The sequence below is a fragment of the Deltaproteobacteria bacterium genome (assembly GCA_016875395.1).
In the GTDB taxonomy this organism is placed as follows: Bacteria; Myxococcota_A; UBA9160; order UBA9160; family UBA6930; genus VGRF01.
In genome coordinates this window covers 46,475-71,451 of sequence record VGRF01000001.1, presented here as the reverse complement: position 1 = coordinate 71,451, position 24,977 = coordinate 46,475, and the positions used below count along the sequence as shown (strand labels likewise).

27 protein-coding genes and 1 pseudogene are annotated in these 24,977 nt (G+C 69.3%); 20 read left to right on the top strand and 8 right to left on the bottom strand.

Features of this window, described 5'->3' with window-relative positions:
• Window positions 1-32 precede the first annotated feature (32 nt).
• On the bottom strand, window positions 33-1,034 hold the full coding sequence (locus tag FJ091_00390; GenBank protein MBM4381800.1) for a cysteine synthase A: 1,002 nt from the start codon (window positions 1,032-1,034) through the stop codon (window positions 33-35).
• Window positions 1,035-1,062: 28 nt separating this feature from the next.
• A pseudogene (locus tag FJ091_00385) lies at window positions 1,063-2,271 on the bottom strand (NAD(P)/FAD-dependent oxidoreductase).
• 196 nt (window positions 2,272-2,467) lie between these two features.
• Between FJ091_00385 and FJ091_00380 the strand changes: the two are divergent.
• The 11 genes from FJ091_00380 (at window position 2,468) to FJ091_00330 (ending at window position 8,603) form a co-directional block, all read left to right on the top strand.
• On the top strand, window positions 2,468-2,893 hold the full coding sequence (locus tag FJ091_00380) for a GFA family protein (protein MBM4381799.1): 426 nt from the start codon (window positions 2,468-2,470) through the stop codon (window positions 2,891-2,893).
• Window positions 2,894-2,958: 65 nt separating this feature from the next.
• Window positions 2,959-4,137 (top strand): amidohydrolase family protein, encoded by a 1,179-nt coding sequence (locus FJ091_00375; GenBank protein ID MBM4381798.1) that lies wholly within the window; start codon window positions 2,959-2,961, stop codon window positions 4,135-4,137.
• Between the two features lie 56 nt (window positions 4,138-4,193).
• Entirely contained in the window at window positions 4,194-4,478 is a 285-nt protein-coding gene (locus FJ091_00370; GenBank protein ID MBM4381797.1) for a DUF4345 family protein, read from the top strand.
• Window positions 4,369-4,626, top strand: a complete 258-nt coding sequence (locus FJ091_00365) for a BrnT family toxin (GenBank protein MBM4381796.1) — start codon at window positions 4,369-4,371, stop codon at window positions 4,624-4,626. The genes FJ091_00370 and FJ091_00365 overlap by 110 nt, the downstream gene beginning before the upstream one ends.
• Window positions 4,613-4,852, top strand: coding sequence for a hypothetical protein (locus tag FJ091_00360; protein ID MBM4381795.1), 240 nt, complete (start codon window positions 4,613-4,615; stop codon window positions 4,850-4,852). The genes FJ091_00365 and FJ091_00360 overlap by 14 nt, the downstream gene beginning before the upstream one ends.
• A 38-nt stretch (window positions 4,853-4,890) precedes the next feature.
• Window positions 4,891-5,277 carry a zf-TFIIB domain-containing protein gene (locus FJ091_00355; GenBank protein MBM4381794.1) on the top strand — a complete coding sequence of 129 codons (387 nt, stop codon included), beginning with the start codon at window positions 4,891-4,893 and terminating at the stop codon, window positions 5,275-5,277.
• A 148-nt stretch (window positions 5,278-5,425) separates the two neighbouring features.
• Entirely contained in the window at window positions 5,426-6,661 is a 1,236-nt protein-coding gene (locus tag FJ091_00350) for a cytochrome P450 (protein ID MBM4381793.1), read from the top strand.
• Between the two features lie 100 nt (window positions 6,662-6,761).
• Window positions 6,762-7,133, top strand: a complete 372-nt coding sequence (locus FJ091_00345; protein ID MBM4381792.1) for a hypothetical protein — start codon at window positions 6,762-6,764, stop codon at window positions 7,131-7,133.
• A gap of 24 nt (window positions 7,134-7,157) precedes the next feature.
• The gene (locus FJ091_00340) at window positions 7,158-7,355 is read left to right on the top strand and encodes a hypothetical protein (GenBank protein MBM4381791.1); all 198 of its coding nucleotides are present in this window, start codon (window positions 7,158-7,160) and stop codon (window positions 7,353-7,355) included.
• A gap of 6 nt (window positions 7,356-7,361) precedes the next feature.
• Window positions 7,362-7,682: a hypothetical protein gene (locus FJ091_00335; protein ID MBM4381790.1), complete on the top strand. Its 321-nt coding sequence runs from the start codon at window positions 7,362-7,364 to the stop codon at window positions 7,680-7,682.
• A gap of 39 nt (window positions 7,683-7,721) precedes the next feature.
• Complete coding sequence (locus tag FJ091_00330) at window positions 7,722-8,603, top strand: adenylate/guanylate cyclase domain-containing protein (GenBank protein MBM4381789.1); 882 nt, start codon at window positions 7,722-7,724, stop codon at window positions 8,601-8,603.
• 132 nt (window positions 8,604-8,735) lie between these two features.
• Here the strand turns inward: FJ091_00330 and FJ091_00325 are convergent, their stop codons facing one another.
• Together FJ091_00325 and FJ091_00320 are read right to left on the bottom strand one after the other, a co-directional pair.
• Window positions 8,736-9,758, bottom strand: a complete 1,023-nt coding sequence (locus FJ091_00325; GenBank protein ID MBM4381788.1) for a hypothetical protein — start codon at window positions 9,756-9,758, stop codon at window positions 8,736-8,738.
• Window positions 9,759-9,910: 152 nt separating this feature from the next.
• The gene (locus FJ091_00320) at window positions 9,911-11,146 is read right to left on the bottom strand and encodes an amidohydrolase family protein (GenBank protein MBM4381787.1); all 1,236 of its coding nucleotides are present in this window, start codon (window positions 11,144-11,146) and stop codon (window positions 9,911-9,913) included.
• Between the two features lie 206 nt (window positions 11,147-11,352).
• Between FJ091_00320 and FJ091_00315 the strand changes: the two genes are divergently transcribed.
• A complete protein-coding gene (locus FJ091_00315) occupies window positions 11,353-12,528 on the top strand; it encodes a cytochrome P450 (GenBank protein MBM4381786.1) in 1,176 nt (391 codons plus the stop codon).
• 61 nt (window positions 12,529-12,589) lie between these two features.
• The gene (locus FJ091_00310; protein MBM4381785.1) at window positions 12,590-13,774 is read left to right on the top strand and encodes a cytochrome P450; all 1,185 of its coding nucleotides are present in this window, start codon (window positions 12,590-12,592) and stop codon (window positions 13,772-13,774) included.
• On the opposite strand, the gene FJ091_00305 is transcribed toward FJ091_00310, so the two are convergent.
• Window positions 13,771-14,808: a phosphotransferase family protein gene (locus tag FJ091_00305; GenBank protein ID MBM4381784.1), complete on the bottom strand. Its 1,038-nt coding sequence runs from the start codon at window positions 14,806-14,808 to the stop codon at window positions 13,771-13,773. The genes FJ091_00310 and FJ091_00305 overlap by 4 nt on opposite strands.
• Before the next feature lie 86 nt (window positions 14,809-14,894).
• On the opposite strand from FJ091_00305, the gene FJ091_00300 reads away from it, so the two are divergent.
• Both FJ091_00300 and FJ091_00295 read left to right on the top strand, forming a co-directional pair.
• Window positions 14,895-15,281 carry a hypothetical protein gene (locus FJ091_00300; protein MBM4381783.1) on the top strand — a complete coding sequence of 129 codons (387 nt, stop codon included), beginning with the start codon at window positions 14,895-14,897 and terminating at the stop codon, window positions 15,279-15,281.
• Between the two features lie 6 nt (window positions 15,282-15,287).
• Window positions 15,288-15,536, top strand: coding sequence for a hypothetical protein (locus tag FJ091_00295; protein ID MBM4381782.1), 249 nt, complete (start codon window positions 15,288-15,290; stop codon window positions 15,534-15,536).
• Here FJ091_00295 and FJ091_00290 read toward each other — a convergent pair.
• A complete protein-coding gene (locus FJ091_00290) occupies window positions 15,533-16,666 on the bottom strand; it encodes an LLM class flavin-dependent oxidoreductase (GenBank protein ID MBM4381781.1) in 1,134 nt (377 codons plus the stop codon). The two genes, FJ091_00295 and FJ091_00290, sit on opposite strands and share 4 nt — an antisense overlap.
• Before the next feature lie 55 nt (window positions 16,667-16,721).
• Between FJ091_00290 and FJ091_00285 the strand changes: the two genes are divergently transcribed.
• The 5 genes from FJ091_00285 to FJ091_00265 are packed head-to-tail and all read left to right on the top strand — an operon-like array spanning window position 16,722 to window position 22,084.
• Window positions 16,722-17,615 carry a hypothetical protein gene (locus FJ091_00285; protein ID MBM4381780.1) on the top strand — a complete coding sequence of 298 codons (894 nt, stop codon included), beginning with the start codon at window positions 16,722-16,724 and terminating at the stop codon, window positions 17,613-17,615.
• A 13-nt stretch (window positions 17,616-17,628) separates the two neighbouring features.
• A complete protein-coding gene (locus FJ091_00280; GenBank protein ID MBM4381779.1) occupies window positions 17,629-18,411 on the top strand; it encodes a hypothetical protein in 783 nt (260 codons plus the stop codon).
• A complete protein-coding gene (locus FJ091_00275; GenBank protein MBM4381778.1) occupies window positions 18,300-19,166 on the top strand; it encodes a peptidyl-prolyl cis-trans isomerase in 867 nt (288 codons plus the stop codon). Before FJ091_00280 ends, FJ091_00275 begins: the two co-directional genes overlap by 112 nt.
• Window positions 19,163-20,251 carry a HupE/UreJ family protein gene (locus FJ091_00270; protein ID MBM4381777.1) on the top strand — a complete coding sequence of 363 codons (1,089 nt, stop codon included), beginning with the start codon at window positions 19,163-19,165 and terminating at the stop codon, window positions 20,249-20,251. The genes FJ091_00275 and FJ091_00270 overlap by 4 nt, the downstream gene beginning before the upstream one ends.
• A gap of 33 nt (window positions 20,252-20,284) precedes the next feature.
• Window positions 20,285-22,084 carry a DUF3604 domain-containing protein gene (locus tag FJ091_00265; GenBank protein ID MBM4381776.1) on the top strand — a complete coding sequence of 600 codons (1,800 nt, stop codon included), beginning with the start codon at window positions 20,285-20,287 and terminating at the stop codon, window positions 22,082-22,084.
• An 8-nt stretch (window positions 22,085-22,092) separates the two neighbouring features.
• Here FJ091_00265 and FJ091_00260 read toward each other — a convergent pair whose 3' ends face one another.
• Both FJ091_00260 and FJ091_00255 read right to left on the bottom strand, forming a co-directional pair.
• The gene (locus FJ091_00260; GenBank protein ID MBM4381775.1) at window positions 22,093-23,571 is read right to left on the bottom strand and encodes a toll/interleukin-1 receptor domain-containing protein; all 1,479 of its coding nucleotides are present in this window, start codon (window positions 23,569-23,571) and stop codon (window positions 22,093-22,095) included.
• Complete coding sequence (locus FJ091_00255; GenBank protein ID MBM4381774.1) at window positions 23,562-24,932, bottom strand: phosphotransferase family protein; 1,371 nt, start codon at window positions 24,930-24,932, stop codon at window positions 23,562-23,564. Before FJ091_00255 ends, FJ091_00260 begins: the two co-directional genes overlap by 10 nt.
• Window positions 24,933-24,977: the final 45 nt, after the last annotated feature.

Genomic DNA, 24,977 nt, shown 5'->3' with positions numbered 1-24,977 from the left:
CAGAGGCGGCAGCTTGGCACCGTCGCGATCGATTAGGCCAGCCACTTCGGAACCAGCAGCCCCTTGCCGCGCAGAAACTCCGGGTTCCACAGCTTCGACTGATACCGCTGGCCCGAATCGCAGAGGATCGTCACCACGGTCTTGCCGCGCCCGAGGTCGCGCGCGAGCCGGATCGCACCGGCGACGTTGATGCCGGAAGAGCCTCCCAGGCAGAGGCCCTCTTCCGAGAGCAAGTCGAACACGACGGGCAGCGCCTCGGCGTCGGGCACCTGATACGCCTCGTCGAGCGTGAGGCCGGCGAGGTTTCCGGTGATGCGCCCTTGTCCGATGCCCTCGCTGATCGAGCTGCCCTCGCTCTTCAGCTCGCCGTGCTTGAACCAGTGGTACATCGCAGCGCCGAGGGGGTCTGCGCACGCGGTCACGATTTCGCGGCGTCGCTCCTTCAGGAACGCCGCGGTGCCCGCGAGCGTGCCGCCGGTGCCGATCGCGCACACGAAGCCGTCGACGCTGCCCTCGGTCTGCCGCCAGATCTCCGGACCCGTGCCGCGGTGGTGCGCGTCTTTGTTCGCGAGGTTGTCCCACTGGTTCGCGTAGAGGACGCCGTTCGGCTCGGTCGCTTCCAGCTCTTGCGCGAGCCGCTCCGCGACCTTCACGTAATTGTTGGGATCCTTGAACGGAACGGCGGGCACTTCCTTCAGCTTCGCGCCCGCGAGCCGCAGCGCGTCCTTCTTCTCCTGGCTCTGCGTCTCCGGAATCACGATCAGCGTGCGGTAGCCGCGCGCGTTGCCCACCAGCGCGAGACCGATCCCGGTGTTGCCCGCGGTGCCCTCGACGATCAGTCCGCCTGGCCGCAGCGCGCCGCGCTGCTCCGCGTCCAGAATGATCGACAGCGCCGCCCGGTCCTTCACGGAACCGCCGGGGTTCAGGAACTCGGCCTTGCCGAGGATCGTGCAGCCCGTGAGCTCGGACGCTTTGCGCAGCCGGATCAGCGGCGTGTTGCCGATCGAACCTGTTAGGCCGTCCTTGATTTCCACGCGCGCGCTCCGCTGATCGCGCGGAGCTTCACGCGATTCCGCGCAGCATTCCATTCCAATAGAGAGCGGGCAGGCCGTAGCGCTTCAGCCAGTAGTAGGGGCGCTGCTCCTTGGTGCCGTCGAGCAACGGGAACGTGGGCGACGGCTTCAGGTCGTAGTCGAACTCGCACAGCAGGAGCTTTCCGTAGCCCGTCGGGATCGGGCACGCGGCGTAGCCGTCGTAGTGCGCGCCGCCGCTCTTGCTGTCGAGCGCGGCGAGCAGGTTCGCCACGAGCACCGGGGCCTGCGAGCGGATCGCAGCTCCCGTTCGGGAGGTGGGCAGGCTGCTCGCGTCGCCGAGCGCGAACATGTTCGGGAAGCGCACGTGCTGGGTGCTGTGCTTGTTCACCTCCACCCAGCCCGCGGCGTCCGCGAGCGCGCTCTTCTTCACCACGTCGGGCGCACCCTGCGGCGGCGTGACGTGCGCCATGTCGTACGCCACGACACGCTCTTCCTGCGTCTCGGTGTGCACGAAGCGCGCCTCGCGCCGCTCGGGCCGCAGCTCCACGAGCTTGTGCTTGAAGTGCCGCTCGATGCCTTTGCGCTAGCACACGCGGTCGAGCGTCGCGGCGAACTCCTTCACCGAGAAGATCGAGGGCGTGCCCGCGACGTAGATGATTTTCGTCTTGTCGCGCACGCCGCTGCGCCGGAACCAATCGTCGGCGAGGTACATGATCTTCTGCGGTGCGCCGGCGCACTTGATCGGCGGCGGCGGCATGGTGAAGAGCGCGACGCCACCCTTGAATTCGCGAATCGTGTCCCAGGTCTTCTCGCACTGGTCGTAGGCGTAGTTGCTGCACAGACCTTCGCGGCCGACGCTCTTCGAAAGGCCGGGAACGGCGTCCCAGTTGAGCTGGATGCCCGGACACACGACGAGCCAGTCGTACCGCACCTCGTCGCCGCTCTTCGTAACAACTCGGTTCGCGTCCGGCGCGAAGCGCTCCACCGCGTCGCGGATCCAGCTCACCCCGCGCGGGATGAGCGGCTCCTCGTCGCGGCGGCTCACTTCCTTCTTCACCACGCCTGCGCCGACGAGCGTCCAGAGCGGCTGGTAGAAGTGCTCGCTCGCCGGCTCGATGATCGCGATGTCGAGGCCCGCTCGCGCGCGGCGGAGGCGCGCGGCAACCGTGATGCCGGCGGTGCCGCCGCCCACGACGACGATCTGGTGATGACGGCTGCGCGGGGTGCTCTCGCTCATGGCGGTCTCCTCGGGCGCGCGAGGCGTCGCTGCGCGATGGCGCGACGCGCCTTGCGACAAGAGCATCCTACGCGCCCGGTGGAGGAGAACCCTGACGATTCTTTGACTGCTGCGCGCCGAGCCCTCGACCCTCCCGTCGCGGGAGTCCGACGCTGCACTCGACTGCATCCGCGCCCAATCCAAGGAGACCCGCGTGATCCAAACGAACCACGAAGACCAACTCGCCGGCGGCTGCCTGTGCGGCGCGATCCGCTTCCGCGTGAGCGCGGAGCCGATCACGACCATCATCTGCCACTGCTCGCTGTGCCGCCGCGCGGCCGGCGCGCCCCTCACGGCTTGGGCGATGTTCCCGCGCGACGCGTTCGCGCTCGAGGTCGGCGCGCTCGCGACCTATGCCTCGTCGCCCGGAGTCGAGCGCGGCTTCTGCGGGCGCTGCGGGACCACGCTTTCGTTCGCCGCGGACTTCATGCCGGGCCTGATCGACCTCACCATCGCGAGCTTCGACGAGCCCGAGCGCCTGCCGCCGCAGCTGCACATGTGGGACAGCAAGCGCATCTCGTGGGTGCAGCTCGACGACGACTTGCCGCGCCATGCGGAGCTGCCGCCGTTCGCGAGCGCTTAGCGCCCCCCATTGAGCGCGCGCATCGCGCGCGTCTACTGTCGCGGTATTCACGCGAGGAACCGCCCATGGCCCAGCTTCCCTACGAGATCTTCGACGGCGACAACCACTACTACGAGGCCGAGGACGCCTTCACCCGCCACATGGACCGCAAGATGCGGCGGCGCTGCATGGACTGGGCGGTGGTGAACGGGCGCAAGGAGCTGCTCGTGGCGGGCGCCGTCAACCGCTTCATCCCGAACCCGACGTTCGATCCCGTCGCGCGCCCCGGCTGCCTCGACGACTACTACCAGGGCAAGAACAAGGGCGGCCTCTCGATCAAGGACGCCTTCGGCGCGCTCGAGCCGATCCACGTCGAGTACCGCGACCGCGACGCGCGCGTGAGAGTGATGAAGCAGCAAGGGCTCGCCGGCGCGCTCTTCTTCCCCACGCTCGGCGTGGGCATGGAAGAGGCGCTGAGCGACGACCCGCCCGCCGTCTCCGCCGCGTTCAACGCCTTCAACGAGTGGCTCCACGAAGACTGGGGCTACGCGCACAAGGAGATGATCTTCGCGGCGCCGTACATCTCGCTGATGGACCGCGAGAACGCGATCGCGCAGCTCGAGCGCGCGCTCGCGCGCGACGTGCGCGTGATCGTGATGCGCCCCGCGCCGGTGCGGCTGCCCGGCATCTCGCGCTCGCTCGCGGATCCGTACTACGACCCGTTCTGGGCGCGCGTCAACGAGAGCGGCATCACCGTCGCGATGCACGGCGGCGACTCCGGCTACGGCCGCTACTTCGCGGACTGGGGCGAGGGCGGCGACATCGAGTCGTTCAAGGGCAGCGCCTGGAAGAGCGTCGTCGGCGGCACGCGCGCGCCCTTCGACACGATGGCGGCGCTCGTCTGCCACGGCCTCTTCCACCGCTTCCCGCGCATCCGCGTGTGCTCGATCGAGATGGGCGCGAACTGGGTGCCGTGGCTGATCCAGAGCTTCAAGCGCGCCTACGGCATCAGCCCGAAGGAGTTCGCCGAGGACCCCGTGGAGACGTTCAAGCGCCACGTCTGGATCTCGCCCTTCCACGAGGACGATGTCGCGAACTTGCGCGACCTGATCGGCGCGGACCGCTTGTTGTTGGGCAGCGACTGGCCGCACGCCGAGGGCCTCGCCAACCCGATCGACTTCGTGCGCGAGCTGGGCGCGTTCTCGGCAGCCGAGCAGAAGCTCGTGATGCGCGACAACTGCGCGGGGCTGGTGAAGCGCGCGTGACGCTCGCCGAGATCGCGAACCACGCGGGAGCGCTCATCACCGCCGGCCTCGGTGTGATGGCGGTCGTGAGCCCGGCCTCCGCGGCCGCGTTCACGAGCATGTCGCCCGTCGGCAAGCTCGGCGTCTCCGAGATACGCGCCACCTACGGCGGCTTCTTCCTCGCGCTCGGCGCGTACGCGATGTGGTCGCAGCACGAAGCCGCGTTCGCGGCTGCGGGCATCGCGTGGGCGGGTGCGGCGCTCGGGCGGCTCGTGTCGGTGTTCGCGGATCGCAGCACCGAGCCGAAGAATCTCGGCGGCATCGCGTTCGAGGGAGCGATCGCGGGGTTGTTATTGGCGTGAGCCAGGGCGCGCGGGAGCGTCTAGTTTCGAATCGTCGCGCTGGCAGCGAGTGTTGGTCGTGATCCACACGAACCGCGGGGAACTAGTTCGCATCATCAGCGCACGCCCCGCCACATCGCATGAGCGACGCCACCATGAAGAAGGCTAAGAGGAAAAGAGAAAAGCCGATGCGGGCGGAGTACGACTTTGCCTCGATGGGACCTGGAGAAGTCGGCAAGTACATCGAGAGTTACCGAGCCGGCACGAACGTCGTGCTCTTGGAGCCCGACGTGCGGCGCGCGTTTCCCACGTCGGCGCGCGTCAATGCTGCATTGCGTCGGCTGATCGCCGCTCGCGCGCGAAAAAGAGCGGCCGCCAAGCGCCGCCCGCGGTGAGCGCAGCCGGCCTCCCCTGCCCCTCGTGCCGCCGGCCGATGGCGCGGCGGCACGAGCACGGCGTCGAGCTCGATGCGTGCGCGACCTGCGGCATCTGGTTCGATCGCGGCGAGCTGGAGGCGCATCGCGAGCAGCGCGCGCACAATGCGGGTGAACGCCGCGCGCAGCTCCACTTCGAGGCGACCCTCGCCGCGTCGCCCGGTGCCTGTCCGCGTTGCAACGGCACCGCGCTCGAGTCAGGCCGCGCAGCCGCGATGGTGCTCGCGCGCTGCCCTGCTTGTCGCGGCATCTGGGTGCCCATTCAGCAGCGCGCGGACGGTGCTTCGGACGGCGCGTGGCACTGGCTCGACCTGCTGACCGGCCCGCTCGATGCTGCCGATGCCGCTGCGGGCTTGCTCGATCTGCTGAGTGGCATCGATCTCTGAAGCCCCGAAATGCGCACCCAACGCCGAGTCGCGGCTTGGCCCTCGAACCCGGCATGCCCGGCGTCGCATCGCCGCGTAAGCGGTTGACTCCAAGCCCCCTCCTCGCGCACCTTGCACGTGTTCAACCGCGCGCACTTCGGGGGCCCCCATGTCACGTCTCGCGTCGCTGAATCCGCTCGATCCGGCCGTCGTGGAGAACCCGTACGAGTTCTTCCGCGTGCTGCGCGAGGAGGCGCCGGTTTATCAGGTGCCCGGCCTCGGGTTCTTCATCGTCACGCGCTACGACTTGTTATTGGAGGTGCTCGGCGACCAAGAGCGCTTCTCTTCGCGCTCGGGACCGGGCGTGGGCGGCAATGCGAATCCGCCGGAAGAGCTGATCGCGATCATGCGCAAGGGCTACCCGCCGGTGGACACGCTGCTGAGCGCCGACCCGCCGGAGCACACGCGCTACCGCTCGCTGGTGGCGCGCGCGTTCTCGGGCCGCGCGGTCGCCCGCATGGAGGCGTACGTGCGCAGCGTCGCGAAGGAGCTCGCGATGGGCGTGAAGCACGCGGGCGAGATGAACGTGCCGCCGCAGTTCGGCGTGCTGCTGCCGCTCACGGTGATCGCGGACCAGCTCGGCGTGCCGCGCAAGGACATGCCGCTCTTCAAGAAGTGGAGCGACGACTCGGTGGCGCCGCTGGGCGGCATGATCACGAAGGAGCGCGCGCTCGAGTGCGCGCAGTCGATCGTCGATCTGCAGCACTACTTCGCGGCCAAGATCGAAGAGCGCAGGAAGAAGGCCGAGGACGACATCCTGAGCGATCTCGTGGACGCGCGGCTCGACGGGGTCGAGCCGCTGAACGTGTCCGAGATGCTCTCGATCCTGCAGCAGTTCCTCGTGGCCGGGAACGAGACGACCGCGAACCTGATCGCCACGCTCGTGATGCTGCTGATCCAGAACCCCGACCAGCAAAAGCTCGTGCGCGACGACCCCTCGCTGATTCCGAACATGGTCGAGGAGGGCCTGCGCATCGAGGCGCCGGTGCAGACGCTGTTCCGCATGGCGAAGTGCGACACCGAAGTGGGCGGCGTCGCGATTCCGCAGGGCGCGCGCATCGCGGTGAGCTACGCGGCGGCGAACCGCGACCCGGCGGTGTTCGCGGACCCCGATCGCTTCGACGTCACGCGCAAGAACGCGCGCGAGCACCTCTCGTTCGGACGCGGCGAGCACTTCTGCCCCGGCGCGTCGCTCGCGCGCAAAGAGGCGCAGATCGCGTTCGAGACGCTCTTCGACAGCACGAAGAACTGGCGCTTCTCCGCCGGCAAGAACGACTTCCGCCACGTTCCGAGCTTCACGCTGCGCGGGCTCGAGAAGCTGTGGATTCAGTACGAGGCCGCGTGATGCAAGCGAAGCGCGCAGCGAGCCGCAGGCGAGCGAAGCCAAACGCGGTAGCGAAGCGCGCAGCGAGCCGAAGTCTTCGCAGGCGAACGGAGCTCACCCGATGGCCGCGCTGAAGTCCTCGCCGCCCGCTTCGCTGCTCGCGAGCCTCACGCCCGCGCTGCGCGCGAAGTACGAGGCCTTCGCCGGCATGCCCGACGAAGCGAAGCTCGCGCCGCCGGAGCTGCTCGCGTTCGGGCGCGCGGTGATCGACGCCGCGCACGCGCTCGGCGCGTGGCCGAAGCCGGCGACCGACGCCGAGCGCGCGGTGAACGCGATCGCGGAGAAGATTCCGTTCGCGTTCCAGGAGATCAGCGACGGGGACTTCGTCGCCCTGCGCGCGCTGCTGCCCGACAAGCAAGTCGTGCCGCTCGTGATGGCGCTGTGCCTGCACGATGCGCATCGCCGCGTCGGCGCGGCGTGGCCCGGCCCCTGATAACTCGCGCTCGAGGAGAGCCGCATGTCCAGCGTCGCCCGCGTTCCCTCCGGTATCCCCGGCCAGCCCGCGGACTTCTACAGCGTGTTCGCGAACGCGCCGGAGTTCGCCGCCACCTTCGGCGCGCTCTACGCCGAGTTCTGGCAGAGCCAGGTCGTCTCGCAGCGCATCAAGGAAGTGGTGAGGCTGCGCAACGCGCGCATCACCGACTGCGGGCTTTGACGCCAAGTGCGGTTCGCCGGGGCGCGAACCCAGGGGCTCGACGAAGCGGCCGTCGCGCAGATCACCGACGACCACGCGCGCTCGACGCTGCCCGCTCACGAGCGCGCCGCTCTGAAGCTCGCCGACGCGATCGTCACGACGCCGCACGCGCTCGCGCCCGATGACGTCGCCGAGCTGCGCAAGCACTACAGCGACGCGCAGCTCGCCGAGCTCGCGACGGGCCTCACGCTCTTCCACGGGCTCTCGAAGGCCCTGATTATCATGGGCCTCGAGCCGGAGGGGATGCCGGTGACGGTGATGGCCGAGCCCGGGAGCGCGGCGGCCTAACGGCTTCGCGTCCGGCTCGGGCACGCTTATCGTCGGCGCATGGCGCGATTGACCGCCTCACAACGCGCGAAGCTCCCCGACAGAGCATTCGCCTACGTGGATGCGAAGGGTCGCCGGCGCTTGCCGATCCACGACGAAGCACACGTCCGCAACGCACTCGCGCGCTTCGAGCGAGTGGCTTTCGAAGACGACGCTTCGCGCGAGCGAGCGCGCAAGCGGCTGCTCACGGCGGCCAAGAAGTTCAAGCTCATGCCGGTCGGGTTCATCGCCGGACAGTTGCGAACCGAGAAGGCCGCGCGTGCGTCCGCCACGGCGAGTCTTCCGCGCGGCGTCGTGACGTTCTTGATGAGCGACATCGAGGGCTCGACGCGGTTGCTTCGGTCGCTCGGCAGCGCGTACTCGAGCTTGCTCAGCGAGGTGCGCAGGATTCATCGCCGCGAAGTGCGCGCAGCGGGCGGCCACGAGGTCGATGCGCGCGCCGACGAGTACTTCGCGAGCTTCGAGCAACCGGCGGCGGCCATCGAGGCTGCAGTCGCGATTCAGCGCCGGCTCGGCGAGCGGCGCGCTTGGCGAGAAGGGCTCGTGCGCGTGCGCATGGGGCTCCATTTGGGCGAACCCGCGCTGACTGAGGAGGGTTACGTGGATCTGTCGGTCCACGCGGTCGCGCGTATCTGCCGAGTGGGGAGTGGCGGCGAAGTGCTCGTCTCGAAGGACGTGCGCGATCAACTCGCGGGAGTCCGGCCCGCGAGCGTTCGCCTCTCGAGCATCGGCGCGCACCGGCTGCCGGGCTTGCCCGACCCGATCACTCTGTTTCGTGTGCGCGCGAAGGGGCTCGCGGAGACTGCGCCGAGCCGCGCGCGTGGCCGCGTCGCAGCGCGCAACCGAGGGCGGCGCGGCCGCTCCTCGGCGCGCGCTGACTGAGCATCCGCACGCGTCTGCTGCGGCGTGACGGTCGAGCGTACGAGCGCCGCGGCCCGCGCCCGGCTCGAGGCACTCGCCTCGATTCCCCTGGTGAGCGCGCGCCGCGGCGCGAGGGAGCAGCGCTGCGGCTCATCAGGGCTGCGGCAGGCCTGCGCAGCGCGAGTCGAAGTTGCACCCCACGAGCTGCACGGCCTTGCCGGTGCTCGGCTTCGTCTCGAGGATGCGGCCGACGCCGCGCGCGTAGTACTTGTGCTCGACCACGCCGGGCTCCATCGGCGTGAAGTCGGCGGTCACCACGCAATCGCCCGCCGAGCAGAAGCGCTGCGCGAGCGCGGGCGGCATCAGCGCGTCGAGCACGGCGTCGCGGCCGTACCTGTAGGTCGTGGTGAGCACCATCGCGGCGTCTTCCGCGTTGCTCGCCGACCACTCCTGCCCGTAGACCTGACCGACCACCGGGCGCGCGGGAAAGAGGATGCCGGGCTTGTCGCCGTCACGACCGGTCTTGAACGAGCCGCCGATGTCGACGAGCTCCGGAATCGGCGGCGAATCGCCGGGGAAGGTCTCGAAGTCCTTCACTTCCTCGCCGCAGTAGAAGATCGAGCCGTCACTGCGCAGCGCGAACCAGTCATCGGTGTCCTCGATGAGCTCGCCCTGGTCGCGCACGACGTCGTTCACGACGATGCACTGCACGCCTTCGATCAGCTTCGTCTCGTTGCGCACCGTGATGTCCACGGTTTCCGTTCCGTCCGAGAAGGCCTTGGTGTTGCCGACACGCAGCGGGAAGTAAGCGTTCGTGCGCGTGGGCTGGCGCGGGTTCTGAAAATTCGCGGGCGAGAAGTCTGGGTCGTAACGCGCCTCGCCGATCATCGCGCACAGATCTTCGCGCGCGTCGGACTGTTCGTCGCAGCGGAGCAGCGCCTCGCGCCGGCCGTCCGTCGCGTCGGCGTCGCACGCAGCGCGCTCGGAGGAGTCGCCGATGTTCAAGCAGATCGCGCGCGCCTTGTAGTAGTCGTCGCGCGCCTCGTGCTCACAGGAGAGCTCTTGCAGATCCGCGGTGTCCGAGCAGTAGCCTGCGAGCGCAGCGCCGGGCGCGAGTGAGAGTGCTGCGAGCGCGGACGCGCGCGCGATCTTGCGGATGGAGCTGGATTCGAGCATGGCGACCTCGTCGTGCGAGCGCGCGGGAGATTCCGCGCGCTCGATGCGAGGCGCGCATTGCAACGCCGGTGCCGCGTGCGGCGAGCGCGCTCGCGCGAGAACGGCGAATAGCGTCTGCCGAACTCGGCAGGGCACTGCGAGAATCGGCAGATCTATGCGCTCGGCGCGCGCTGCCACTCCCCGTTCTTCATCACGCCGCGGAGCTTGCTGCGATCGCTGAGCAGCGCGATGTCGGCGCTCGGGTCGCCGTCGACGACGAGCAGGTCGGCGAGCTTGCCGACCTCGAGCGTGCCGAGATCTGGCAGTCCCACGAGCGCGCCGCCGTTCTTCGTCGCCCACGCGAGCGCGTCGAGCGGCGCCACGCCCAGGCGCTTCACATAATGAGTGAGCTCCTCGGCGTAGCTGCCGTGCGGCAGGAACGCGGTTCCGTAGTCGTCGCCGAGCACGATGCGCACGCCCGCGCGCTGCGCGGGCCCGAGCCAGCGCGCGATGTTGTCGAGCTCGCGCGTGGTCGCGTCGCGCAGCGCGGCGGTCTCGGGGCCCTGCAGCGCCGGCAGCTCGAGCAGCTTCTGCAGGTAGAGCGCGCTGGGATCCCAGAACGTGCCCGCGCGCGCCATCGCGTCGATGCACTCGGCGTCGATCTCGTCGCCGTGGTCGATCACGTCGACGCCGAGCTCCACGCACTCGAGGATGCGCTCCTTCCACGCGCAATGCGCGCGCACGCGCGCCCCGCGCTCGTGCGCGGCGTCGACGATCGCCGCGAGCTCGGCGCGCGAGAGCTCGCGCTGCGCGGTGTTCACGTTGCCGTGACCGCCCGTCACGAACACCTTGATCATGCGCGCGCCGCGGCGGATCTCGTCGCGCACGATCGCGCGGAAGGCGTCGGGCCCGTCGCCGAGCTTGCACGCCCCGATGTTCCGCATCTCGTACCACCACGGCGCGAGATCGATGTAGCCGCCGGTCGTGCCGAGGTTGCGGCTGCACGGCACGATGCGCGGCCCAGCCGTCAGGCCTTGCGCGATGCCGAGCGCGAGCTGCGCGTCGATGTCGTCGCCGCCGCCGGCGCCGACCACGCTCGTGAAGCCGCAGTCGAGCGCGAGGCGCGCGTTCTTGGCGGCGCGCAGCATCAGCACGCCGGGCGGCTGATCGACGCCGAGGGGAAAGATGTCGAGCGTCGCGCCGTCGAACGTGGCGTGGAAGTGGCCGCTCACCATGCCGGGCATCACGGTCTTGCCGGTCAGCGAGAACACCACGTCGCCGGGGCGCGTCTCGACTGCGCCGTTCGTTCCGATCGCCGCGATGCGCTCGCCGTCGATCACCAGCGAGACGTTCGTGCGCAGCGGGCTCGCGCCGTCGAGCAGGTTCACGCTGCGAAGAATCGTGCGCACACGAGCACCTCCACCGCGCACCGGCGATTGCAGTGCGCGTGCCGCTGCCGGCGCGGCTCGCGGGGCCGATCCGCGTGGCCGCACGCCACGCGTGCTCCTCGGATGCGGCGCGGCGCGCCACCGAAGAGCCTCACACGCGCGCTTCTTGGCGCGGTGTGCGGGGAACGGCGCTTGCAGCGCAGCGCCGTGTTGCCGGAGCTCCCCGCATGCTTTCCTACGACCCGTTCTCGCCCGACGTGATTCGCGATCCCTACCCGTTCTACAAGCGTCTGCGCGACGAGGCGCCCGCGTACTACCTGGCGAAGTACGACTGCTGGGCGCTCTCGCGCTTCGACGACATCTGGAGCGTGTCGAGCGACACGCAGCACTTCACCGCCACGAAGGGCACGGCTTCGGCGCAGGTCGTTACGAAGGATCAGCCCGTCACGCCCATGCTCAACTCGATGGACCCGCCCGCGCACTCGAAGCTGCGCGCCGTCGTGCGGCAGTGCTTCTTGCCGAAGCATCTGCGCGAGGTCGAGCCCGCGGTGCGCGCGATGCTCGCCGATCTGCTCGCGCCGCAGGTCGCGAGCGGCGGCTGCGACATCGTGTGCGACGTCGCCGCGCGGCTCTCGATCAAGGTCGCGTGCATGGCGATCGGTCTGCCCGCTGCGGACGGGGAGTACTTGCACCGCCTCGTGCAGCGCTTCTTCCAGCACGATCCGGCGCAGCAGGGCATCTCCGCGGACGGCTGGGCCGCGATGACGGAGATGACGGACTACTCGCTCGCGCGCGTGCGCGACGAGCGGCGCGCGCCCCGCGGTGAGCCGCAGGCGCTGCCCGCGCTGTGCGGCGCCGAGCTCGACGGCCGCAAGCTCACGGACGAGGAGATCGCGTCACACCTCACGCTGCTGATCGTGGGCGGCAGCGAGACGTTCCCGAAGACGCTCGCGAACGGACTCGTGCGCTTGTGGCAGCACCCCGATCAGCGCGCGCAGCTCGTGCGCGACCCGAGCGGGATCCCCGACGCGTACGACGAGATCCTGCGCTTCGACATGCCGACGCAGTTCCTGTGCCGCACGGTGAAGCGCGAGATCGTGCTGCACGGCGAGACGCTGAGGCCCGATCAGGGCGTGCTGATGCTCTACCCCTCGGCGAATCGCGACGAGCGCGAGTTCGCGAACCCCGACGTGTTCGACGTGAACCGCAAGCCGCAGCGCATCGCGTCGTTCGGTGCGGGCCAGCACGCGTGCCTTGGCACGCACGTCGCGCGGCTCGAAGGCAAGCTGTGCCTCGAAGCGATCCTCGCCGCAGCCCCTAACTACTCGGTCGACCTCGCGCAGGCCGAGCGCTTCAACACGGAGTTCGTGCAGGGCTACGCGAGGCTCCCGATCGCATTCTGAGAAATTCGCTGGCGGCGCCGCGCGCGCTCGGGCACGATGCGCGCCCGCCTACCGAGCTGGAGTGACGCGCGTGATCGACTACGACCCTTTCTCGTCGGCGGTGCTGCGCGACCCGTATCCGATCTACAAGCAGCTGCGCGACGAGGCGCCCGCGCTGTATCTGCCGAAGTACGACTGCTGGGCGATCTCGCGCTTCGAAGACGTGTGGGCGATCTCGAGCGACACCGCGCGCTTCACCGTCTCGAAGGGCACCGCGTCGGCGCAGGTCGTGACGCGCGAACAGCCCGTGACGCCGATGCTCAACTCCACGGATCCGCCCGTGCACTCCGTGCTGCGCGCCGCGGTGCGCCCCGCGTTCCTGCCGAAGCAGCTGCGCGAGATGGAGGCGCGCGTGCGCGATCTCGTCGCGGAACTGCTCGCGCCCGCGTTCGCGCGCGGCGGCTGCGACATCGTGGCGGACGTGGGCTCGAAGCTCTCGACGAAGGTGGCGTGCCTCGCGATCGGGCTGCCGCTCGCGGACGGTGAGTACCTGCGTCGCCTCGTGGAGCGATACTTCACGCACGACCCTTCGCAGCAAGGCATCTCCGCCGACGGCTGGGCCGCGATGGGCGAGCTGAATGACTACTGCCTCGATCGCGTGCGCGAGGAACGCGCGGCGCCGTCTCGCAGCGGCAGCGCGCTCGATGCGCTCGCCTCGATCGAGCTCGGCGGCGCGCGCATGCCCGACGCAGAGGCCGCATCCCACGTGAGCGAGCTGATCGTCGGCGGCAGCGTGACGTTCCCGAAGGTGCTCGCGAGCGCGCTGGTGCGGCTGTGGGAACACCCCGCGCAGCGCGCCGCGCTCGCGCGCGATCCGAGCGGCATCGCGGACGCGTTCACCGAGGTCGTGCGTTACGACATGCCCACGCAGTTCCTGTGCCGCACCGTGACGAAGCCGCTCTCGCTGCACGGCCAGTCCCTGACACCTGGGCAGGGCGTGCTGATGCTCTACCCCTCGGCCAATCGCGACGAGCGCGAGTTCGCGAACCCCGACGTGTTCGACGTGACGCGCAAGCCGCTGCGCATCGCTTCGTTCGGCGCGGGCCAACATGCCTGCCTCGGCCAGCACGTCGCGAAGCTCGAGGGCCGCCTCTGCCTCGAAGCCATCCTCGCGCGCGCGCGCGAGTACAGCGTCGACCTCTCGCGCGCGAAGCGGCACGACACCGAGTTCGTGCAGGGCTACGAGCGGCTGCCGATCTCGTTCTAGAGCGCGCGCGACAGCGCTTCCGCGCGCGCGAAGTACGCGTCCGCGCGCTCGATCACGCTCTCGTACGAGCCCGAGCGCATGCCGCCCGTCGCGCCCGCCTTCACGCGCGCCGACACGCCCTCGATGAGGCACGCCATCTTCCACCACGAGAAGGCTTCGTAATAAGCGAGCTTCGAGAGATCGAATCCCGTCGCGCGCGCGTAGCGCTCGCACACTTCGGCGCGGGTGCAGAAGCCCGGCGCCTGCGTGGGCGGATCCTGCAGCCACGTGTTCTGCGCGCCCGGCGCCGCCCAGTACATGAGCGACCAGCAGAAGTCGGCGATGGGATCGCCGATCGTGCACAGCTCCCAGTCGAGCACGGCGATCACGCGCTGCTCCGCGTCCATCACGACGTTGTCGAAGCGATAGTCGCCGTGCGCGAGCGCGGGGCGCGCGACTTCGCGCGGAATCGCGCGAGCGAGACGGGCGTGCACCTCGGCCATGTGCGGAATCGCGCGCATCGTCGATGCCTCGGCCTGCTTGCGCCAGCGCGCGAGCTGCCGCTCCACGTAGCCGCCGCGCTGCTTCGCGAGATCGCCGAGGCCGACCGCGTCCACGTCGAGCGTGTGGAGCGCGGCCTGTACCGCGATCAGCGAGCACGTCGCGCGCTCTTTCTCCTGCGCATCGAGGACGGCCGCCTGCTGTGCGTTGCGCAGGATCAGCCCCTCGACGAACGACATCACGTAGAAGGGCGCGCCATTCACCGCGTCGTCAGCGCAATACGCGAGCATCGACGGCACCGGCACCGCGCTCTTCGCGAGCGCCGCCATGATCTTCCACTCGCGCGCCATGTCGTGCGCGGTGGCGATGCGCGCGGCGACGGGCGGGCGCCGCAGCGCGAACCGCGCGCCCGCGGCGTCGCTCACGCGATACGTGAGATTGGAGCCGCCGGCGGCGATCAGCTCGAACGCGAACGGCGCCTTCGCGCCCGCAAGATTCTCCGCGAGCCACCCCGAGACGCGCTCTCGATCGATGCCGCGCACTTCCTCCGCCATGGCCGCTCCTCGCTGATCGCGGCGCAGTATCCGCAAGCTCGCGCGCCGCATCGAGGCGGGTAGCCTGCGCGCGCCACGGAGCCGACATGACCAGCGCTGCCGCCCCTAACACCTCCACCTCCCAGCGCGGCTGGGGCCTCACGCTGCGCATCGTGCTCGTGCTCAGCGTCGCGTCGGTCGCGCTGTTCGCGGGCGGCGGCGTGAGCGAAAACAGCGTGCGCGCCTGGGTTCGCGCCACCGCGCGCGCCTCGGTCGCGCTGTTCCTGCTCACCTTCATCGCGCGCCCGCTTCGCCAGTTCGTGAAGAACGACGCCACGCGCTGGCTGCTCGCGAACCGCCGCTACCTCGGCGTCTCCGCCGCCTACGCGCAGCTCCTACAAGGCGTCTCGCTGGTCCTGCTGTTCAGCCGCTTCGCGAGCTACGAGCCCGACCTCGTCGGCCTGATCGGCGGCGGCCTCGGCTTCGCGCTCTAGTTCGCGATGGCGCTCACCTCGAGCGACGCCGCCCGCGCCGCAATCGGCGCGCGCGCCTGGAACACGCTGCACACCGCGGGTGCGTGGTGGATCTGGTTCGTGTTCACGCAGACGAACGCAGGCACGATCCCTCACGCGTTCGAGAACCTCGGCGTGGGCCACCAGGTGCTGTACGTCGGCATCGTGGCGGCGTTGTTAGGGGCGATGGCGCTGAGGATCGCGGCGCGCGTGAAGCGCGCGAGCGCGACCCTTTAGTCGCGCTGCGCGCTCCGATACTTCGGGATCACGTGCTTCCCGAGGTTCCGAATCGACTCGAGGATCGCGTCCTGCGGGACGGTGCCCATCTGCAGCAGGAACATGATCTCGTCGGCGCCGGCGGCGATCAGCCTCTCCACGTACTCGATCGCGTCGGCGACGTTCCCGTAGGCGTTGTTCGGGTTGTACATGCCCGTCGTCTCGGTGCCGACTTCGATCTTCTCCTCGTTGAGCCGCGCGACGATCGCCTGACCGGTTTGCAGCAGCACGTCCGCGTCGTCGCCGTCGACGAACGTGCGCGGCTGCGGGGCTTGGCCGGTGGGGTCGTACCAGTGGTTGATGGCTTCGGCGAAATAGCGCTGGCCGCGGTGACCGATCTTCTTCGCGGCGTCGCGATCCCCTAACACGATCGCGGGGCAGAGCGCCGAGAGGTGCTCGTTCGTGAATTCGCCCACCTGCGTCGCGCTCGTGCGCCGCTTCAGCGCGGCGCGGTAGATGCGGTTCTTCTTCGCGATGTCCTCGGGGCCCGCGAAGCCGAGGCACAGCGCTCCCACGCCCCACTCGCCCGCTTGGTTGAGCGTCGCCTCGCGCGTGCACGCGAGAAACATCGGCGGGTGCGGCTGCTGCACCGGCTTCGGGTGAATCGGGCGCCGCGGAATCTCCATGCCATCGCCGCTGTGCTCGAACATATCCTCACGCCACATGCGCGGAATCATGCGCGCGCTCGCTTCGAGCTGCGGCGAGATGTCGCCGACGTTCGTTTGGAACGCGCCGCTCTCTTGCTGCGTACCGCCCTTCCCGACGCCGAAATCGACGCGCCCGTTCGAGAGGATGTCGAGCATGCCGATGCGCTCGGCGACCTTCACCGGGTGATTCATGCGATACGGCAGGCACACCACGCCATGTCCGATGCGAATTCGGCTCGTCTTGCCTGCGACGTAGGCGAGAAACGTCTCCGGCGCGCTCATGTGCGCGTACCACTTGAGACAGTGGTGCTCGACGGCCCACACGCGGTCGAAGCCCATCTCCTCCGCGAGCAGCGCTTGCTCCACCGACTCGCGCATCACGCGCTGCTCGCCATTCGGCGACGGGTCGGAGGTCTGCGCTTCGAAGATCATCGAGAACTGCATGTGAACTCCTGCGAGGCGCGCGACAGTAGTGCGGCGCAGTCACGGGAGCATCGCGGTGAAACGAGTCGCACAGCGCGGAGCGCGCGGAATCTTCGTGCTTGCGCTGCTCGCCGCGAGCATGCCCGCGTGCGCCGACGGCGAGTGGCGCAAGGTGGAGCCGAAGAAGCTGACCGAGCTCAGCGGCCTCGCCGCGAGCGGCGCGCATTCTGGGACTCATTGGGCGCACAACGACGACGGCGCGGCGCGCCTCTTCGCGATTCGCGCGAACGGCGGGGCCGCGGCCGCGCCGACTGAAATCGCCGGCGCCGAGAACGAAGACTGGGAAGACGTCACGCGCAGCGGCGGCGTTCTCTACGTCGCGGACATGGGGAACAACGCAAACGATCGCCGCGATCTCGGCGTGTACGAGATCCCGGAGCCGACGCCCGGCACGGCGCAAGTCCGCGCGAAGCGCTTCATCCGCGTCCGCTACCCCGACCAAGTCTCATTCCCGCCCACGCGCCTCGAGTTCGACTGCGAGGCGCTCTTCTTCGACCGCGGCGCGCTCTACTTCGTGACGAAGCACCGCGAGTCGCAGAGCAAGTTCGGCTACGGCGCGAAGCTCTACCGGCTGAAGCTCGCGGACGTACGCAAGGACGAGGTGAGCGAGTTGGCGCTCGTCGGCAGCACGCGGGACATCTGGGCCGCGACTGACGCCGCGCTCTCGCCGAGCGGGAAGCGGCTCGCGTTGCTCTCGCTGACGGGCATCTGGCTGTTCGATCGCCCCGCGCAGGGAGACAACTGGCTCGCTTCGAAGCGCGCCTTCATCCCGGCGTCGAAGCGCGGCCTGGAGGCGATCGAGTGGATCGACGACACGACGCTGCTCGTGGGCACGGACGAGAACGGCGACTCGCGCAGCAAGCTGCGCCGCTTCGACGTGCGCGCCGCTGGGACTGTGAGCTCGAACTGAGAAGTGAGGCGACATGGCCGGAGCTGCGAGCGAACGACCGAAGTACGCCGACGTCCGCAGCGACTTGAAGACGGGCGACCTCGTGCTGTTCTCGGGTGCGAGCTTCTTCTCGAGCGTGATCAAGTGGGCGATCGGCGGGAAGTGGTCACACGTGGGCGTGGTGGTGCGCTCGCCGAAGTTCCCGGATCGCGTGCTGCTGTGGGAGTCGACGACGCTCGCCGATCTCGCGGACATCGAAACGGGAAGGAAGCAGCACGGCGTGCAGCTCGTGCCCTTGAGTGAGCGGCTCGCCACGTACGACGGCGAGTTCAAGCTGCGGCCCCTCGACAAGCCGATCACGGCAGAGATGGAGGCGGCGCTCACGAAACGTCGCGCTGAGTTATCAGGGCGCCCGTACGAAGAGGACAAGCTCGAGCTCGTGCGCTCCGCGTTCAAGGGCTGGTTCGGGAAGTGGCGTGGCGAGCGGCTCGACAGCCTCTTCTGTTCGGAGCTCGTCGCCGAGGCCTATCAAGCGATGGCGCTGCTTCCGCCGCACCCGCCTTCGAACGAGTACAGGCCCGCGACTTCGCGCGCCGAAGGCGCCCGCTGCTCGGCGGATACGCGCTCGGCAAGATCGTCCCAGTCGGCTGAGGAGACGCGAAGCGACGCTTGCGCGCAGCGCGATCGCTGCGTTCCACTCGCGCGATGCGCGCCCTGCTCCGCGAACCGCTGCTGCACTTCGCCCTCGCGGGCCTCGCACTGTTCGCGCTGCACCGCGCGATCGCGGGCGATCCGCGCGACGCGGACGAGCGCGTGATCGTGGTCGACCGCGCGGCGCTGCTCGAGTTCGTCCAGTACCGCTCGCGCGCCTTCGACGCGGGCGCCGCGGCCCATCTCTACGACGGGCTCTCGCCCACCGCGCGGCAGGCGCTGCGCGACGACTTCGTGCGCGAAGAGGCGCTGCACCGCGAGGCCATGCGGCTCGGCCTCGCGCGCGACGACTACGTGATCCGCCAGCGCCTCGTGCAGAAGCTCGAGTTCGCGCTGCGCGGAGCGAGCGCTCCCGCGCCGATCAGCTACGCCGAGCTCGCGTCTTTCTACGCCGCGCACGCCGCCGACTACGCGGAGCCGGCGAGCGTCACCTTCACGCACGTGTTCTTCGACGCCGAGCAGCGCGGCGCCGAGGCCGCGCTCGCGGCCGCGCGTGCGAAGCTCACCGCGCTGAACCGCGCGCGGGTGCGCTTCGACGAGGCCCCGCAGCACGGCGACCGCTTCGCGTTCCACGTGAACTACGTCGAGCGCACGCACGACTTCGTTGCGAGCCACTTCGGCGCGGCGCTGGCCGACGCCGTGTTCGCGCTCGCACCGAGCGAGGAGTGGCGCGGCCCGTACGCATCTCCCTACGGCGCGCACCTCGTGCTCGTGTCCGCGCGCGCACCCGCACGCACGCCCGAACTCGCCGAGATTCGCGCGCGCGTCGCCGAAGACGCCCAGCGCGAAGCCGGAGAGCGCGCGCTCGCGAGCGCCGTCGCCGAGCTGATCGCGCGCTACGAAGTGCGCGAGGCGCCATGAGCGCGCACCTGGGACGCACGTGCACCCAAGCGCGCACCTGGGACGTACGTGCACATCGTCCGCGCCGGCTCGTGGTGCACTTACGTCCCAGGTGCGCGCTCCTGTTCGCGCTCGCGCTGCTCGCCCTCGCGTCTGCGGCGCGCGCACACGAAGCCCGCCCGCTCTATGTCGAGGTGCGCGAGAGCGCGCGCGGCGAGCTGGCGGCGCAGTGGCGCATTCCGGCGAGCGTGCCGCGCTTCGATCTGCCGGACGTCGAGCTCAGCGGCTGCATGCTCGTCGGCGATCGCACCGAGCAGCACGCGGGCGACGCGATCCTGCGCGCAGCGCGCTTTCGCTGTACAAGTGCGAGCCCGGAACTCGCGGTGCGCTACCCGCTCGCGAATCCGTCGATCCAGACGCTGATTCGCTTCACGCGCGCGAACGGCGAGGTGCACACCGCGCTGCTCTCGCCCGAGGAGTCGCGCTGGACCCCGCCCGCGCTCGCGACGAAGCGGGGCGTCGCGGCGCAGTACATGGCGCTCGGCGCGCGGCACATCGCGGATGGCGTGGACCACCTGCTGTTCCTCGCGTGTCTGTTGTTATTGGCACGTACGCCGCGTCGCGTCGTCGTCACCGTCACGGGCTTCACGCTCGCGCACTCGGTCACGCTCGCGGCGTCGGCGCTCGACGTGGTGCGCCTCCCGAGCGCGCCGGTGGAGACCGTGATCGCGCTCTCGGTCGTGTTCGTCGCGAGCGAGCTCGCGCGCGCGCCGCGCGCATCGTTGACGCGGCGCGCGCCTGTCGCCGTGTCGAGCAGCTTCGGGCTGCTGCACGGCTTCGGCTTCGCGGGCGCGCTGCGCGAGATCGGTCTTCCGCAGACCGAGATTCCCACGGCGCTGCTCGCCTTCAACGCCGGGGTCGAGCTCGGGCAGCTCGCGTTCGTGGCGGCTGCGTTCGCGCTCGCAGCGCTCGCGCGGCGCGCGTGGCGCGAGCGGGCTGAGCTCGCGGCGCTGTTGCCACGCGCCGAACGCGCCGCCGCCTTCGGCGTGGGCTGCCTCGCCGCGTACTGGACGGTGGAGCGCGTCGCGTCTTTCGCAGCGCGCTGATCGCGAATAGTGTGCGCGGCCGGGAGGCTCACCATGCTTCAGCGCATCGCGCTCTCGCTCGCCGTGCTCGCGTTCGCCGCTGCTGGCTCGGCGCAGCAGACGCAGCTGTTATGGGGAGACACTCACCTCCACACGTCGTTCTCTCCCGACGCGTACGTCTTCGGCAACCGCACCGCGAACCCCGACGATGCCTACCGCTTCGCGAAGGGCCTGCCGATGGTCCACCCCTATCACAAGGCGCGCATCCAGCTGGATCGCCCGCTCGACTTCCTCGTCGTCTCCGATCACGCCGAGATGTTGGGCGTTCCGTACAAGCTGTTCGGCGGCGACCCGGCGCTCGCCGCCACGGATACCGGGAAGCGCTGGCTCGAGCGCATGAGTGCGGGCGACATCACGAGCGTGTTCCAGGAGTTCATGCGCGCGGTGAACGACAACGTCCCGATCGCGGACTTCGGCGGCGACATCTCGCGCTCGATCTGGGAAGAGAGCACGGCGATCACGGAGAGCCACAACCAGCCCGGCAAGTTCACGAGCTTCGTCGGCTGGGAGTGGACCTCGATGCCCGATGGCCGGAATCTGCATCGCGTCGTGTTCACGCCCGCGAGCGCGGCGGCGGCGCAGAAGTTCCTCCCGTTCAGCAACTTCGACAGCGATCAGCCCGAAGGCCTTTGGCGCTGGTTCGAGCAGCAAGCGGCGGCGGGCAACGACTTCATCTCGATCCCGCACAACTCGAACCTGTCGGACGGGATGATGTTCGACGAAGTCGACAGCGCAGGCCGCCCGATCAGCGCCGACTACGCGCGCACGCGCGCGCGCTGGGAACCGATCGTCGAGGTGACGCAGATCAAGGGCGACTCGGAGACGCGCGCGGAGCTCTCGCCGAGCGACGAGCTCGCCGGCTTCGAGATCTTCGACTACTTGCTGAAGGCACAGCCGGATGGCGCGCTGCCTCCGGCGCCGCCGCCGAAGGCCGGCTCCTACGCGCGCACCGCGTTGTTGCGGGGCCTCGAGATCGAGTCGCGCGCGGGCATCAACCCCTACAAGTTCGGCGTGATCGGCTCGACCGACGCGCACACGAGCGCGTCGTCGCCCGACGAGGACAACTTCCACGGCAAGACCGCGCGCGACTCGATCCCCGAGAGCAAGTTCGTCGAGAACGGCAGCGTGCCCTATTCGCGGATGAGCGCTTCGGGCCTCGCCGGCGTGTGGGCCGCGGCGAACACGCGCGACGCGATCTTCGCCGCGTTCCGCCGCAAGGAGGTGTACGCGACCACTGGCCCGCGCATCGCGGTGCGCTTCTTCGGCGGCTTCGGGTTCAAGCCGAGCGATGCGCGCGCGAAGGACGTCGCGAGCGTCGGCTACGCGAAGGGCGTGCCGATGGGCGGCGACCTGACGAGCGCGCCGCGCGGCCGGGCGCCCGCGTTCCTCGTACACGTGGCGAAGGATCCCGTCGGCGCCAACCTCGATCGCGTGCAGATCGTGAAGGGCTGGCTCGGAGCGGACGGCAAAGCGCGCGAGCGCGTCTACGACATCGCGTGGTCGGGCGACCGCAAGCCCGGCGCGGACGGGAAGCTCCCGGCGGTGGGCAGCTCGGTCGATGTCGCGACCGGCAAGTTCGCGAACACGATCGGCGCCGCGCAGCTCGCTGTCGTGTGGCGCGACCCCGACTTCGATCCCGCGCAGCGCGCCTTCTACTACGTGCGCGCGCTCCAGATCCCGACGCCACGCCACACGCTCTACGACGCACTCGCGCTGAAGCTCGGCCATCCCGCGGACCCGCCCGCGGTGCTGCAGGAGCGCGCCTACACGAGCGCGATCTGGTACACGCCGTAGGGTCGGCGCTACCAGATGCCCTTAGCGCCGCGGATCCTTCCTGTGAGGTCTTCAACCTTTTGCAACGCTACGAGTGCCCGGTCCGGCATCCCTCCGAAGAGGCCCCCGCGAAGCGGTTCCCATCGCTCTCTCTCGCTCTCAATCAGTGCCTTTGCACGGGCGAGCGCATCGGGTCGCCGCCGCCTCCAAAGGAATGCACCCAGCGGAGCCCAAAATCCGAACTGGTCGCCTCTTGCATCGACGTCCGCATAGACCATGGCTTGCAGGAGTTCGAACTCATCGAACGCTTCGCTGTAAGCCTCTTCGTCGCGGAAGCAGTCCATCAAGAGTGGAGCCAAGTTCTCTTGCAGATACGCGGACACAGGTGTGTGGTGCCGCTCCTTTCCAGGCAACCACCTCCAGACTTCCTGGTGAAAGGGAGACTCCTCGTGGAGGGCCGTAACCATAGAAAGTGCTTCGGTTCTACGTTCGGTTCGCCCGGTCGCGTCGATCCACAATGCCTTTAGCGCTCGGAACGACTTCCTTGCGACAGCGGGGATTCCTCCCGCGTAGGCGATTCTGAGCGCCGGATACCGAGCGACCCCGACCCAAGCGGGATAGAACGTCCCGGTGGGCTGACTGAACGTGCCCAGCCGAGAGAAGGCGGCAGACAGCACTGTCAGCTGTCCTTCGTTCGCCCACTGGAGACCTTCGGCGAACAGCGCGCACGCCTGATCAGTCGCGTCGTTTCCAATTGCGATTCGGTCGGCGAACACCTGCGCAGTCGGTTGGATGGAGAAATCCGCAAGTTGAGACTCCCTGATGCTCTTGGCGGTCGCCTCGAGGACTCGCGTCGAGAACTCGTCTAATCGGATCAAGTGAGCCGACTCGGCGATGAGTTCGCGCGCCTGCCGCCGCACCTCGACCATGCCCTTCTGAGTGGGAACGACAGGCGCGATATCGGGCACGACCGAAGTCAACCCGACGGGTTGGATGGCCACTGAAGAGAATGTGATCGAGCCACGTCCGTCCGCTCCAAACGGGTTCCTTCCCAGCGGCGGTTTCCCGGGATCTGGCACCCCAAGGATCTCTCGAAGCAACGCTTCGAATGCACTCTGGTACTTCTGGTCGTCTTCGAAGTCGAGGTAGAAGCGATAGCCGAGGAAGGTGGGCACAGGAGGATTGGAGGCACCGCGCACGATCGGAATGAACTTCCGGGTGCCCAAATCTCGGACGATCTCTGCGGAGACGATCGCCTTCTCGTATCCCACGCCGCCCTTGCCCGCGTTAGCTCGATCGACGTACTCGCGGGAGCAGACGACGACGACTCGCTCAGCGTCACGTAGACCTTCCTCCATGAATCGAGCGACATCGTCTCCCGGGCGGAGATCCCACTGATCGAGCGTCGTCTCGACTCCGTTCATCCGGAGATCCGTGGCGAGCTTGGCCACCCATTGCTTGTGGCCCGGGGAATCGTGCGAGTACGAGATGAAGGCCCTTATCGCCACGATGCCTCCTCGCGAATCTCGTGCAGGCGCGCATGCTCGAGCTCGCGCAACGCGGGCTGCATCAGCGCTTGCTGGCGCTTGGTGCGGCGGTAGAGCAGCTGCAGGATCTCCTCGTCGCGCTCGGCGCCCGCGCTGGTCACGAACGCTTCGAGCGCGCGGTCGGCATCGAGCCCGGGCGACACCCGCGCGCCTGTCAGGCGCGCCACCTCCTCTGCGTCGTCGCGCTCGATCGCGGCGCCGCGCGCGTCGAGCTCGCGCGCCCACTGCGCGATGCGGTACGCGGTGTCGGCCTCGTAGCCGCGCGGGAGCGCCGCGAGCGTCGCGAGCAGCTGCTCGAAGCCGGGCGCATGGCGCGAGGGCGCGGGCTCCGGCAGCTCGGGCTCGCGCAGCGCGATCCCGCTGAAGCGCGCGATCGCTTCGAGCGCGATGCGCCCGTACACGATGTCCCAGCCGAGATAGACGGGGTGGTTGAACTGCGCGGGCGGCGCGGCGAGCAGCGGCGCACACGCGATCGGCGTGCAGATGCCGAAGCGCGCCGTGTGATACCAGACGGTCTTCACGTCGAGCGGCTCACCCATGAGGTCCGCGTAGCGGTGGAAGGCGCGGTTCAGGTCGCCCATCGGCTCGGAGAGGTCGCGGTTCAGCATGCCAGCGAGGTCGGCGAGCGGATCGCCGATGTAGGCGAGCTCGAGATCGATCATCGCGGTCACGCGGCCGTGCTCGAACAGGAACTGGCCCGCGTCGCCCTGGATCATCGCCGGCCGCGTGCGGTGCTTCGGCACGTTGCGGTGCAGCCACGCGATCACCCACTCGATGCGCGGATCGGGTCGGTTCTTCCGCTCGCGCCACGACTTCTCCCAGCGCGGGAAATCGCCGAGGCCGAGCTGCTCCGCGCTCTTCGGGCGCTCGAGCCCTAATGACTCGAAGCGCGCCAGCGGCAGGCGATGCATCGCGGCGAGGATCGCGATCCAGTGATCGAGCACCGCACGGCGCTCGCTCTCGTCCTTCGCGGTGGCGAGGTTCACGCGGCCCGGCGCGCGCGCCATCACGATCGCGAGCGGCTCCTCGACGAAGCCGTAGACGTGCGGCACCGGGACGCCTTCGGCTTCGAGCGCGCACAGCACGCGGTACTCGTGATCGAGCCCGTACACGCCGTGCTGCAGCTCGCCGCGATCGCCGCGCAGGTAGACCGCGCGCGTCTCGCCCGCGACCTCGACGTCGAGGAAGAACGCGGGCCGCCAGCGCGGCTGCTTCTCGGCGCGCACGATGCGCCCGCCGACGAGCCGCTCCACCTCCGCGAACGCGCGCGCCCACTCGGGGCCGACACCGAGCTGTGTCGCGAGCTGAGTCGGGTCCGTCATCGAGGCCTCCGTGCGGCGCCGAGCTTGGCGCAGGCCCTGAGGAAT